General features: G+C 68.4%; 14 protein-coding genes. 7 read left to right on the forward strand and 7 right to left on the reverse strand.

Features of this window, described 5'->3' with window-relative positions:
* Nucleotides 1-4 precede the first annotated feature (4 nt).
* Nucleotides 5-625, forward strand: coding sequence for a 30S ribosomal protein S4 (gene rpsD, locus KNW02_RS03790; protein ID WP_216031941.1), 621 nt, complete (start codon nucleotides 5-7; stop codon nucleotides 623-625).
* 85 nt (nucleotides 626-710) lie between these two features.
* Here rpsD and pgeF read toward each other — a convergent pair whose 3' ends face one another.
* Genes pgeF through lgt form a run of 3 tightly spaced genes read right to left on the reverse strand, consistent with a single transcriptional unit; the run spans nucleotide 711 to nucleotide 3,401 of the window.
* Nucleotides 711-1,475: a peptidoglycan editing factor PgeF gene (gene pgeF, locus KNW02_RS03795; RefSeq protein ID WP_216031942.1), complete on the reverse strand. Its 765-nt coding sequence runs from the start codon at nucleotides 1,473-1,475 to the stop codon at nucleotides 711-713.
* Entirely contained in the window at nucleotides 1,459-2,517 is a 1,059-nt protein-coding gene (locus tag KNW02_RS03800) for a class I SAM-dependent methyltransferase (protein WP_216031943.1), read from the reverse strand. The genes pgeF and KNW02_RS03800 overlap by 17 nt, the downstream gene beginning before the upstream one ends.
* Nucleotides 2,514-3,401, reverse strand: a complete 888-nt coding sequence (gene lgt, locus KNW02_RS03805; protein ID WP_216031944.1) for a prolipoprotein diacylglyceryl transferase — start codon at nucleotides 3,399-3,401, stop codon at nucleotides 2,514-2,516. Before lgt ends, KNW02_RS03800 begins: the two co-directional genes overlap by 4 nt.
* 206 nt (nucleotides 3,402-3,607) lie before the next feature.
* On the opposite strand from lgt, the gene KNW02_RS03810 reads away from it, so the two are divergent.
* Nucleotides 3,608-3,856, forward strand: a complete 249-nt coding sequence (locus KNW02_RS03810) for an accessory factor UbiK family protein (protein ID WP_216031945.1) — start codon at nucleotides 3,608-3,610, stop codon at nucleotides 3,854-3,856.
* On the opposite strand, the gene KNW02_RS03815 is transcribed toward KNW02_RS03810, so the two are convergent.
* Nucleotides 3,847-4,173: a DUF6476 family protein gene (locus tag KNW02_RS03815; RefSeq protein WP_348524675.1), complete on the reverse strand. Its 327-nt coding sequence runs from the start codon at nucleotides 4,171-4,173 to the stop codon at nucleotides 3,847-3,849. The two genes, KNW02_RS03810 and KNW02_RS03815, sit on opposite strands and share 10 nt — an antisense overlap.
* Between KNW02_RS03815 and KNW02_RS03820 the strand changes: the two genes are divergently transcribed.
* The 3 genes from KNW02_RS03820 (at nucleotide 4,151) to KNW02_RS03830 (ending at nucleotide 7,327) form a co-directional block, all read left to right on the forward strand.
* On the forward strand, nucleotides 4,151-5,176 hold the full coding sequence (locus KNW02_RS03820) for an RluA family pseudouridine synthase (protein WP_216031946.1): 1,026 nt from the start codon (nucleotides 4,151-4,153) through the stop codon (nucleotides 5,174-5,176). The genes KNW02_RS03815 and KNW02_RS03820 overlap by 23 nt on opposite strands.
* 153 nt (nucleotides 5,177-5,329) lie before the next feature.
* The gene (gene rpoH, locus KNW02_RS03825; RefSeq protein WP_216031947.1) at nucleotides 5,330-6,238 is read left to right on the forward strand and encodes an RNA polymerase sigma factor RpoH; all 909 of its coding nucleotides are present in this window, start codon (nucleotides 5,330-5,332) and stop codon (nucleotides 6,236-6,238) included.
* Nucleotides 6,239-6,304: 66 nt separating this feature from the next.
* Nucleotides 6,305-7,327 carry a hypothetical protein gene (locus KNW02_RS03830; protein ID WP_216031948.1) on the forward strand — a complete coding sequence of 341 codons (1,023 nt, stop codon included), beginning with the start codon at nucleotides 6,305-6,307 and terminating at the stop codon, nucleotides 7,325-7,327.
* Nucleotides 7,328-7,372: 45 nt separating this feature from the next.
* Here KNW02_RS03830 and KNW02_RS03835 read toward each other — a convergent pair whose 3' ends face one another.
* Both KNW02_RS03835 and glyA read right to left on the reverse strand, forming a co-directional pair.
* Nucleotides 7,373-7,681 carry a TFIIB-type zinc ribbon-containing protein gene (locus KNW02_RS03835; RefSeq protein WP_216031949.1) on the reverse strand — a complete coding sequence of 103 codons (309 nt, stop codon included), beginning with the start codon at nucleotides 7,679-7,681 and terminating at the stop codon, nucleotides 7,373-7,375.
* Between the two features lie 202 nt (nucleotides 7,682-7,883).
* On the reverse strand, nucleotides 7,884-9,179 hold the full coding sequence (glyA, locus tag KNW02_RS03840; RefSeq protein ID WP_216031950.1) for a serine hydroxymethyltransferase: 1,296 nt from the start codon (nucleotides 9,177-9,179) through the stop codon (nucleotides 7,884-7,886).
* Nucleotides 9,180-9,364: 185 nt separating this feature from the next.
* On the opposite strand from glyA, the gene KNW02_RS03845 reads away from it, so the two are divergent.
* Entirely contained in the window at nucleotides 9,365-10,126 is a 762-nt protein-coding gene (locus KNW02_RS03845) for an NAD kinase (protein ID WP_216031951.1), read from the forward strand.
* Between the two features lie 9 nt (nucleotides 10,127-10,135).
* Here KNW02_RS03845 and trmB read toward each other — a convergent pair whose 3' ends face one another.
* On the reverse strand, nucleotides 10,136-10,852 hold the full coding sequence (gene trmB / locus KNW02_RS03850; RefSeq protein WP_216031952.1) for a tRNA (guanine(46)-N(7))-methyltransferase TrmB: 717 nt from the start codon (nucleotides 10,850-10,852) through the stop codon (nucleotides 10,136-10,138).
* Nucleotides 10,853-11,112: 260 nt separating this feature from the next.
* Between trmB and KNW02_RS03855 the strand changes: the two genes are divergently transcribed.
* Nucleotides 11,113-12,207, forward strand: coding sequence for an efflux RND transporter periplasmic adaptor subunit (locus tag KNW02_RS03855; RefSeq protein WP_216031953.1), 1,095 nt, complete (start codon nucleotides 11,113-11,115; stop codon nucleotides 12,205-12,207).

Consider the following 12,207-nt stretch of genomic DNA (forward strand, 5'->3'; position numbering starts at 1 on the left):
AGCCGTGACCAAACGCACGTCTGCCAAGTACAAGATCGACCGCCGCATGGGCGAAAACATCTGGGGCCGCGCCAAATCCCCGGTGAACCGCCGCGAATACGGCCCCGGCCAGCACGGCCAGCGCCGCAAGCAGAAACTGTCCGACTTCGGCACCCAACTGCGCGCCAAGCAGAAGCTGAAGGGCTATTACGGCGATCTGACCGAAAAGCAGTTCCGCCGCATCTATGCCGAGGCCGAGCGGGTCAAGGGCGACACCGGCGAGAACCTGATCGGCCTCCTGGAGCGCCGTCTGGATGCCGTCGTCTACCGCGCCAAGTTCGTGCCGACCATCTTTGCCGCGCGCCAGTTCGTGAACCACGGCCATATCGAGGTGAACGGCCAGCGCGTGAACATCGCCTCCTACCGCGTGAAGGAAGGCGACGTGATCTCGGTGCGCGAACGTTCGCGTCAACTGGCCATCGTGCTGGAAGCCGTCGGCCTGCCCGAGCGTGACGTGCCCGACTATATCGACGCCGACCACCACAAGATGACCGCGACCTTCGTGCGCACCCCCTCGCTGGGCGACGTGCCCTATGCGGTGGTGATGGAACCGAACCTGGTCGTCGAATATTACGCCAAGAACTGACCTCCGGCCTTGCCGAGGGACAGACAGGACAGGCCGCATCTCCGGATGCGGCCTTTTCCTTTGCGCGGGGGGCCGGGAAACGGTGCTACAGGGCGATGGCGCTGATCAGCCGCCCGTAATCGGCCTGCCCCTCATGGGTGGCGCGGCGATAGCTGAAAAAGCGCGAGGGGTCGGAATAGGTGCAGTGCCGCGACCATTCCGACTCGACCCCGGCCGCGCGCAGCCGCGCCAGCCCGAAGCCCGGCAGGTCGAACATCGGGCGCCCGTTCGGGCCACCGGCAAAAAAGCGCTGGTAGTCGGGATCCTCGGCCAGGAAATCCTCCATGAAATCCTCGCCGACCTCATAGGCCTGCTGGCTGATCGTCGGCCCGATCACCGCCCTGATCCGGGTCGCGCCAAGCGCCTGCATCGCCTCGACGGTGGCCTCGATCACCCCCGCCAGCGCGCCGCGCCAGCCGGCGTGACAGGCCCCGATCACCCCCGCCCGCGCATCGGCCAGCAGCACCGGCTGGCAATCCGCGGTCAGCACCGCCAGCGCCACACCCGGCAGCGCGGTGACGATGCCATCGGCCTGAACATCCCTGATCCGCGCGATCTCGCCGCGATCGCTCAGCGTCACCACATCGGCCGAATGCACCTGCTTGACGGTGGCCAGCCCGTCATTGCCGATGCCCATCGCCTCGGCCACGCGGGCGCGGTTCACCGCCACCATGTCGCTCTGGTCGGTGGATCTCCGCCCGCAGTTCAGCCCCGCGAACAGCCCCGAGGAGGCGCCGCCCTTGCGGGTGAAGAAGCCGTGCCGCAGGTCGTCCAGCAGCGGGTGGGTCAGGATTTCAAGCGTCGTCTGCATTCAGCCTCAGCGCATCGAATCCGGGCACCGCGGGCGCCCCTTGCGGCCAGATGGCCATCGCCTTGAACAGGTGCCCCATTTCATCCGCACGGGTCAAGCGCCGAAAGGCCGCCATCGCGCCCCGGTCGCCGGCATCGGCAAGCCGCTGCGCCCGCGCCTCGGCCCCCAGCGAGATCAGCCAGTCGCCCTGATGGACCGGCCGCGAGGCGACGGCCCCGGCCCGGATCGCCGCCGCCGCCAGCGGCGCGAAATCGACATGCGCGGTCAGGTCGGCCTCGCCGGGATGGGCCAGCGGATCCTCGGGCGCGTGGCGGCGCAGCGCCTGGAAGGTGTCGCCGAACCCGTTCCAGCCGCCGTAATCCACGATGATCGCCGCCCCGCCATGCGCCGCGATCCGCGCCGCGATGACCGACATGACCGCCGCGCCGGCCGGGCAATCCTCGACGATGTCGCCGATACGGCCTGCGCGCGGCAACTGGACCGGCTGGGCAAGCCCAAGGCGCAGCCCGTCCGTGCCCAGCCCGACGACGCGCTCGGCCCAGCCCGCCTCGACGCGCTGGAACTGGCGGATCGGCAGGGCGTCGAAGAACTCGTTGGCGATCAGGAACAGCGGCTCAGGCGGCAATTCGTCGGCGCTTGCCAGATGCCGCACCTCGCCCAGCCGCTCGCGCTGCACCTCGCGCAGATGCGGCGAGGCCTCGATCAGCGCCACCTGTGCGGCCTCGGTCAGCCCCGGAACGGACCGGATCGCGCGCAGCACGTCGCCCATCAGCGTGCCGCGCCCGGGGCCCGGTTCGGCCAGCGTGACCGGCGCGGGGCGGCCCTGATCCAACCAGGCCTGCGCCAGCGCCAGTCCGCACAGTTCCCCGAAGATCTGCGAGATCTCGGGCGCGGTGGTGAAATCGCCCGCCTCGCCAAGGGGATCGCGGGTGGCGTAATAGCCGTGCTGCGGATGCAGCAGGCAGGTTTCCATGTAATCGGCCAGGGTGATCGGTCCGGTGGCGCGGATCCGCCCGGCGATGAGCCGCGCCAGCGGCGTCATGCGGCGGCCGCGACCGGGGCGCGCCGACAGGCGCGGGCGATGAAGACGAGGCCAAGGGCCAGCATCGGCAGCGACAGCACCTGTCCCATGGTCAGCCCGATCAGCGGCCCGCCGAGGACATGGCCCAGCGGATTGTCGGGGGTGATGAACTGCGCGTCGGCGACCCGGAACAGTTCGACGAAGATCCGCGCGAGGCCATAGCCGGCAAGGAAGATGCCGAAGGCCAGGCCGGGCCGGCGCAGCCCGCCGGCGCGGACCACGGCCCAGAGGATCAGGCCAAGCGCCAGCCCCTCCAGCCCGGCCTCGTAGAGCTGGCTGGGGTGGCGGGCGCAGAGCCCCTCGATGCCGGGGCAGGCCTGCGCCGCCGCGCCGGGGAAGATGACGCCCCAGGGAAGATCGGTCGGGCGGCCCCACAGCTCAGCATTGATGAAATTGGCGATGCGGCCGAAGAACAGCCCGATCGGCGCGACGACGGCCATCGCGTCGGCGAGCCTGAGCGGCGCGATGCCGCGCGAGCGGCAGAACAGCCAGGCGGCCAGGATGACGCCGGCGAAGCCGCCATGGAAGCTCATCCCGCCCTGCCAGACCTTCAGGATCTCGGCCGGATTCGACAGGTAGTATCCCGGCTCGTAGAAGAAGACGAAGCCCAGACGGCCGCCGAGGATCACCCCGAGGATCACCCAGGTCAGCAGGTCGTCGACCGCATCGGGCCGCATCGGCGCGCCATTCCCCCAGAGCGCGTCCCGGCGCATCATCCGCACCATGATCCGCCAGCCGATCATGAGCCCCGCCAGATAGGCCAGGGCATACCAGCGCAGCGACAGCGAAAGCCCGCCAAGCTGGATGGTGAAGATCTCGGGGGCGATGGCGGGGAAGGGGATCATGGGGCCTCGGGGTCGGTGTCCTGCGGCACGCTAGCCGGCACCGGCGCGGTGTCAACCGGAGCGGCGGCGCAGGCGGCGATGGCCGGGGGCGCCGCCCCCGGACCCCCGAGGTATTTGGAAAGAGTGCGAAGCGCATGGCAGGCCAGATTGAACCCCTGGCCGGATCGTCCCATATAGGGGCCAACAAACCCAAGGGGCTGAGCCAAATGACGACGCAGAACAAGTTTTTCGACGATCTCTCGAAGCTGATGACCAATGCGATGGGGGTCGCGCAGGGCGCCAAGAGCGAGGCCGAAACGGCCATGAATGGCTGGGTGGATCGCTGGCTGGCGGATCGCGACTTTGTGACCCGCGAGGAGTTCGAGGCTGTGCGCGAGATGGCGATCAAGGCGCGGACCGAGAATGCCGAACTGAAGGCGCGGCTGGACGCGCTGGAGGTGAAGGCTCAGGGCTGAAGGCGATCGCGCAGCCTGCCCGAACGGTCATAGAGCAGGATCTCGCCCGCCTCGGTCACGACCACGATCCAGTCGCGGGCGAAGGTGACGGCGGCAGCGGCAGTACCCTCGGGCAGCGCGATCTCGGGCGGCAGGTCCGGCAGGGCCGGCTGGCCCAGCCGCAGCCAGAGCAGGGCGACGATCGCGATCATGCCGAAGCCCATCACCAGCGAGAGCCCGGTCACCAGCGTCTTCAGGAAGCGCAGTTCGGGCACCGCTTTCGCCCCCCGATTCCAGTCGTTATCATCCTCGCCCATGTCGAACCTTGTCGTCATCATCCCGGCCAATCCGCCTGAGAGGCTTGATAAGGCGCTTGCGCTGGCGGTGCCAGCGGAAGCCGCATTGTCGCGGTCGCGCCTGTCCCGGCTGATCGCCGATGGTGCGATCAGCGGGCCGAAGGGCGTCGTGCAGGACGGCAGGGCCCGGGTGGCCGAGGGCGAGGAATACCGCATTGCCCTGTCCGCCCCGGAGGAGGTCGAGACCCGGCCCGAGGCGATTCCGCTGAAGATCGTCCATGAGGATGACGACCTGATCGTGATCGACAAGCCGGCGGGCATGGTGGTGCATCCCGCCCCGGGCAGCCCCTCGGGCACGCTGGTCAACGCGCTGCTGGCCCATTGCGGCGAGTCGCTTTCGGGGATCGGGGGCGAGCGGCGTCCGGGCATCGTGCACCGGATCGACAAGGATACCTCGGGCCTGCTGGTGGTGGCGAAATCCGACCGTGCCCATCACGGGCTGGCCGCCCAGTTCGAGGCGCATACGGCGCAGCGGCGCTATCTGGCGCTGGCCCATGGGGTGATCGATCGCGCGGATCCGCGGCTGTGCGGCACGCCCGGCATCAGTTTCGAGGAGGGCGGCGTGCTGAAGATCACCACGCGGCTGGCGCGCCACGCCACCGACCGGCAGCGTCAGGCGGTCTTCTTCGACAGGGGCCGCCATGCGGTGACGCGGGCGCGGTTGCTGGAAAGTTTCGGGGCTCCGCCCGCGGCCATGCTGGTCGAATGCTGGCTGGAGACCGGGCGCACGCATCAGATCCGCGTGCATATGGCGCATGCCGGGCTGGGGCTGATCGGGGATCCGGTCTATGGCGGCGCGCGGCGGGCCTCGGCCAGGGCCCTGGGCGCGGCGGCGCAGGCGGCGATGGCCTTTCCGCGACAGGCGCTGCATGCGGCGGAACTGGGCTTCCTGCATCCGGTCAGCGGCGAAAAGCTCATCTTCGACAGTGCGCTGCCTCAGGATATGCAGGCATTGCTTGAGGCCCTGCGCGGGCCTGCAGCTTGACATGAACGTGATCCGCCCCCACGTTACAGGACCCCGAAATCCCGACACAATGAACGGAACCCGTGCCCCCTCCCGGGCTCAACGCCGCCCCTGCGCCGGGGGAACCCCAGCCGCGCGCCCGGCGTTGCCTGAATTCTGCGAAAGGCCAATGACATGGCGAACTATACCAATCTGCCGGCCCCCAGCCCCGAACAGGGGCTGAACCGCTATCTGCAGGAGATTCGCAAGTTTCCCCTGCTGGAGCCGGAAGAGGAATACATGCTGGCCAAGGCCTGGACCGACCACGAGGACAGCGAGGCCGCCCACAGACTGGTGACCAGCCATCTGCGGCTGGCCGCCAAGATCGCCATGGGCTATCGCGGCTATGGATTGCCGCAGGCCGAGGTGATCAGTGAGGCGAATGTCGGCCTGATGCAGGCGGTCAAGCGTTTCGACCCGGAAAAGGGCTTCCGGCTGGCGACCTATGCGATGTGGTGGATCCGCGCCTCGATCCAGGAATATATCCTGCGGTCCTGGTCGCTGGTGAAGATGGGCACGACCAGCGCGCAGAAGAAGCTGTTCTTCAACCTGCGCAAGGCGAAATCCAAGATCGGCGCGCTGGAAGAGGGCGACCTGCGGCCCGAGAACGTCGCCCAGATCGCCCATGACCTGAACGTGACCGAGCAGGAGGTGATCGAGATGAACCGCCGCCTGTCGGGTGGCGACGCCTCGCTGAACGCCACCGTCGGATCGGGCGATGGCGATTCGACCGCGCAATGGCAGGACTGGCTGGAGGACGAGGATGCCAACCAGGCCGAGGCCTATGCCGAGAGCGAGGAACTGGACACCCGTCGGCAGATGCTGATCGAGGCGATGGACGTGCTGAACGACCGCGAGAAGGACATCCTGATGGAGCGCCGGCTGCGCGACGATCCGATGACGCTGGAGGACCTGTCGGGCCGCTATGATGTCAGCCGCGAGCGAATCCGCCAGATCGAGGTCCGTGCCTTCGAGAAGCTGCAGGACCGGATGCGGATCCTGGCGCGTGAAAAGGGCATGCGGGTCCCCGAGGCCGAGGCGTGATCCGGCGCGATTGACCTGCCCGGCCCGCACGCTATGGTCTGCTGACAGGCAGGCAGACCAGACATCATGACCGCGCTGACGGAATTTCAACGGCTTGAGGCCCAGGGCTCTTGGCGGCAGACGCCCGAGGCGCGTCTGCGCGAGGTCGTCGTCTCGGTCGGCGAGGCGACGCTGATCCTGACCGATCCGAAATCCGAGGTGCCGCTGTCGCATTGGTCGCTGCCGGCGGTGACGCGGCTCAATCCGGGCGAGATGCCGGCGCTTTATGCGCCGGGCGCCGAGGGCGCGGACGAGACGGTCGAGATCGACGACCGGCTGATGATCGAGGCGATCGAGCGGGTGCAGCGCGCCATCTCGGCCCACCGGGCGCATCCCGGCCGGCTGCGCGGCGGGCTGACCGTGCTGGCGGTGGTGGCGATGCTGGCCGCCCTGGCGATCTGGCTGCCCGATGCGATCATCCGCCATGCCGCGCGGATCGCGCCGCCGGCGCAGGCGCGCATGATCGGCGAGGCGGTGCTGGCCGATATCGAACGCAGCACCGGTGCGATCTGCACCCGCGCCTCGGGTCAGGCGGTGCTGGACTGGCTGACGCCGCGGCTGATCGGCGAGGAAGCGTTGGCCCGGGTCGTGCCCGGCCCGCTGAACGGCGCGCTGCGGCTGCCCGGCGACCTTTACGTGCTGGGCGCCGATCTGCTGGGGGGCTCGCCCGGCCCCGAGGCCGCCGCCGGCCATCTGCTGGCGGCCCGGCTTGCCGGCGATCCCGCGGCGGTGACAGAGGAGGCGCTGCATCACGCCGGGCTGCGCGCGGCGCTGCAACTGATGACGCTGGGCGGACTGCCCGCCGGGGTAATGCAGGGATATGGCGAGATCCTGCTGTCCCGCGCGGTTCCGCGCCCGCCGGTGCCGCCGCTGCTGGCGGCGATGGGGCAGGCCGGGGTCGGCAGCGAGCCCTATGCGCGCAGCCTCGACCCGACCGGCCAATCGGTGCCCGACCTGATCGAGGGTGATCCGTTCCGCGCGGCCCCGCCGCCGAAACCGTTGCTGACCGACCCGCAATGGCTGGCGCTGCAGCAGATCTGTGCTGGCTGACCACGCCCGCCGAGCGGTTCCGTCAGGGTATCGCGGCTATCCCGTCTAGAAATCGAACAGGTCGCTGAGAAAGCTTTCGCGCTTCTTGTGCCTGCGGCCATGGCGGTAATCATCGTCGTCGTCATAGCGGCGGTCGTCGTCACGATACCGGCGTTCCTCGCGGCGCGGTTCGGGTCGCGTCTCGCGGGCGGGCTCGGCCAGTGGCACCGGGGCCGCAGCGGCGGTGCTGTGCTCGATGATCTTGTCCAACTCGCCACGGTCCAGCCAGACGCCCCGGCATTTCGGGCAATAGTCGATCTCGACTCCGTTCCGCGAAGTCATCAGCAGGGTTTCGTTATCGACGGGACATTTCATCAGCGGCTCCTGAAGGCTGTTATACGCCTCAACATGGGTGTGCTGCGGCGCGGCGCAAGGGATCGGCCGCAGCATTTGCGCCGATGCACGCGATCTTGTTCGCCACGCCCTCAGATGGGCAGGACGATCCGCGCCGGCCGGAAAAACCCCCGCCATGGCAATGCCTGGCGGGGTCGATGGCCTTCACCGCATGAGGCGAGAATCACATCCCGGCATAGAGCGGGAAGCGGGCGCAAAGTTCCGCGACCTCGGCCTTCACCCTGGCCTCGGTCTCGGCATTGCCGTCCTCGCCGTTCTTCGCCAGCCCGTCCACGACCTCGACGATCCAGCGGGCGATCTGGCGGAACTCGGCCTCGCCGAAGCCGCGGGTGGTGCCGGCGGGGGCACCCAGACGGATGCCCGAAGTCACGAAGGGCTTTTCCGGGTCGAACGGCACGCCGTTCTTGTTGCAGGTGATATGGGCGCGGCCCAGTGCGGCCTCGGTCGCCTTGCCGGTCACGCCTTTCGGACGCAGGTCCGCGAGGCACAGGTGGTTGTCGGTGCCGCCCGAGACGATGTCGATGCCGCCCTTCATCAGTTCATCCGCCATGGCGCGGGCATTGGTCACGACCTGGGCCGCGTAATCCTTGAACTCGGGGCGCAGCGCCTCGCCGAAGGCCACGGCCTTGGCGGCGATCACATGCATCAGCGGGCCGCCCTGCAGGCCCGGGAACACGGCCGAGTTGATCTTCTTGGCGATCTCGGCGTCATTGGTCAGCACCATGCCGCCGCGCGGGCCGCGCAGGGATTTATGCGTGGTCGTGGTCACCACATGCGCGTGCGGCAGGGGCGAGGGATGCTGGCCGCCCGCGACGAGGCCGGCGATATGGGCCATGTCCACCATGAGCCAGGCGCCGACCTCATCCGCGATGCGGCGGAAGGCGGCCCAGTCCCAGACCCGGCTGTAGGCGGTGCCGCCGGCAAGGATCAGCTTGGGCTTGTGCTGGCGCGCGGTCTCGGCAATCGCCTCCATGTCCAGCAGCTGATCCTGCTGGCGGACGCCATAGCTGACGACGTTGAACCATTTGCCCGACATGTTGACGGGAGATCCATGGGTCAGGTGGCCGCCGGAATTCAGGTCCAGGCCCATGAAGGTGTCGCCCGGCTGCAGCAGCGCCAGGAACACGGCCTGGTTCATCTGACTGCCGCTGTTCGGCTGGACATTGGCGAATTCGCAGCCGAACAGCTGCTTGGCGCGCTCGATCGCCAGGTTCTCGGCGATATCGACGAACTGGCAGCCGCCGTAATAGCGCTTGCCCGGATAGCCCTCGGCATATTTGTTGGTCAGGACCGACCCCTGCGCCTCCAGCACCGCCCGGCTGACGATGTTCTCGGATGCGATCAGCTCGATCTCGTCGCGCTGGCGACCCAGTTCCTTGGTGATGGCATCGGCAATCTCGGGATCGCGGCTGGCCAGCGTTTCGGTGAAAAATCCGGTCTCGCGGGTGGGAGCGTTCATGTCTCTCGCATCCTCTCGGGCTAGGGGCGGAAGGGATGGCGCCGTCTTAGCGCAAGCGCCTGCGGGCGGAAAGCGGCAAAGCGACGGCCGGGCTGTCGCTTGCGACGCGACAGCCCCCGGGGCGGCGGGCTTGCCTTCGGCGCAAGCCCGTTCGATGCTGCGCCCGACCAGAAGGATTTGCCGCGATGACGCCTGCCATCCATTTCACCGCCAGCCAAGCCGATCCGGCGCAAGAGGCGCTGGCCCGGCTGATCGCCATATATGGCGACACGCCGGTATTCAGGGCGGATCTGGTCGTGGCGCTTGGCGGCGATGGCTTCATGCTGCAGACGCTGCATGCGATGCAGGGTCGCGACCTGCCGGTCTATGGCATGAATCGCGGCACGGTCGGCTTCCTGATGAACCGCTACAGCGAGGACGACCTGCCCGAGCGGCTGCTGGCGGCCGAGGAGACGGTCACCAACCCGCTGCGGATGCGGGCGCATTGCGCCGATGGCTCGGTTCAGGAGGCGCTGGCGATCAACGAGGTCAGCATGCTGCGCGAAGGCCCGCAGGCGGCCAAGCTGCGGGTCCATGTCGATGGCCGGATGCGGATGGAGGAACTGGTCTGCGACGGCGCGCTGGTCGCCACCCCGGCCGGATCGACCGCCTATAACTATTCCGCCCATGGCCCGATCCTGCCCATCGGGTCTGAGGTGCTGGCGCTGACCGCGATTGCGCCCTTCCGCCCGCGGCGCTGGCGCGGGGCATTGCTGCCGAAGGGGGCCGAGGTCGAGATCGAGGTGCTGAACCCCGACCGCCGCCCGGTCATGGCGGATGCGGATTCGCGCTCGGTCCGGCATGTCACGCGGGTCAGTATCCGCAGCGCGGACGACATCCGCCACCGGCTGCTGTTCGACAGCGGTCACGGGCTGGAGGAACGGCTGCTGCGCGAGCAGTTCGTCTGACCGGCCGGCTCAGCCCTGCCGGCGGAAGGTGACGTAATGCGGCACCCGGCCCTCGCGCAGGGCCTTCTGCTCATAGCGGGTGCTGATCCAGTCGTCCCAGGGGGTGCCAGTCTCGCCGATCAGGTCGAAGCCGGCCTTCGGCACCTCGTCCAGCGTCTGGCGGACATAGTCGGGAATGTCGGTCGCAACCCGGAATTCGGCGCCCGCGCGCATGACGCGGGCCAGGGGCAGCAGATGCTCGGGCGTGACGAAGCGGCGGCGGTGATGACGCGCCTTCGGCCAGGGATCGGGATACATCAGGAAGGCGCGCGACAGGCTGGCATCGGGCAGCACATCCATCAGGTCGCGCGCATCGCCCGGATGGACGCTGACATTGCCGACCCCGGCCGCGCGGATCTTGCCCAGCAGCATGGCGACGCCGTTGATGAAGGGCTCGCAGCCGATGATGCCGATGCCGGGATGAGTCGCGGCCATATGCACCATATGTTCGCCGCCGCCAAAGCCGACCTCCAGCCAGACCGGCCGGTCGTCACCGAAGATCGCCGCCGGGTCGATGGGGCGGCGGGCGGGGTTCTCGGCAAGGCTGATGCCGCGCGGGCGCAGATCGCCCAGATCCTCGGCCAGATAGCCCTTCTGGCTCTGGCGCAGGGTCTTGCCGTGCCGCCGGCCATAGAAATTGCGGCGCGGCGGGTTCGGGTCGAAGGCGGATTTCGGCGTGTCACTCATGGCGCGGGGATGTGCCGGAAGCCCGCCAGCGGGTCAAGCCCGTCGATAAGGGTGTTGCGCAAGGCCGGAATCCGCGATCGGGAACGTCGCGTCGCGATCCATCCGCCGCGACGTCGTGCCCCCTTGCGCGAAAACATGGGGGTGGATCTGCGCTGGTTCATCGTTCATGTTGCTCTCGGAAACGCCGTCGCGCCCGTGCTTGCGGTGCGATCCGGCCACGACAGACCCTGGGAACACAGATCAACCAAAGGAGTCGCGCAATGAGGGCCTTGCTTGCCGCCACCGCAGCCGCCACGTTCCTGCTGACAGCCGCCGGCACGGTCGAGGCGCAGCCAGCGCCCGCCGTCGTTGTGGCACCCGCCGAGATCCGCGATCTGCGTGGCGGGGCGCAGTTCACCGGCCGGGTCATCTCGTTGCGCAGGATCGACGTGATCGCGCGGGTGGGCGGCTTCCTTGAAGAGATCGGCTTTACCGAGGGCAAGGTGGTCAGCGAGGGCGACCTGCTGTTCCGGCTCGAGGATGACGGCTATGCCTCCTCGCTGCTTCAGGCCGAGGCGGGGATCAAGGCGGCAGAGGCGCAGTTGAAGCTGGCCGATATCGAAAGGCAGCGCCGTACCGCGCTGGTCCAGCGCGATGCGGTGGCGCAGTCGGAACTTGACGTGGCGACGGCCAATTACGACGTGGTCGCCGCGAACCTTGCCTCCCTCGAGGCGCAGAAGGCGGCGGCCGAACTGAACCTGTCCTATACCCGGCTTGAAGCGCCGTTCTCGGGCGTGGTCGGGCTGTCGGCGGTTGATGTCGGAGCACTGGTCGGACCCGAGAGCGGGCCGTTGACGACGCTGACCTCGCTGAACCCGATCAGCGTCGAATTTCCCGTCGCGACCTCGATCTTCCTCAACTACAAGGAACAGATCGAGAAGGTCGGCGCGGATGGTGCCGAGGTTTCGCTCACCCTTCCCAATGGCAAGGTCTTCGACCAGAACGGCCGCATCGATTTCATTTCCAGCGCGGTCGACACCGGCACCGATACCGTCCGGGCGCGCGCCCTGTTCGACAATCCCGACGGCACCCTGCTTGACGGCACGCTGGTCGGGGTCAACCTGACCCGGGCCGAGCCCGAAATGGTCCTCAGCGTTCCGGTTCCGGCGCTGCAGCGCGATCAGCAAGGCTATTACGTCCTGCTGGTCGACGAGAACTCGACCGTCGAGCGCCGCCGGGTGACGGTCGCGGACAATATCGACGGCTTCGCGGTCATCGACAGCGGGCTTGAGGAGGGCGATCTGGTCATCACCCAGGGCCAGAACAAGGTCCGCCCGGGTGTGACGGTCGATGCCGCCACCGCAGCGGAGGGCTGA

The organism is Paracoccus marinaquae (assembly GCF_018860165.1).
Classification (GTDB): domain Bacteria; phylum Pseudomonadota; class Alphaproteobacteria; order Rhodobacterales; family Rhodobacteraceae; genus Paracoccus; species Paracoccus marinaquae.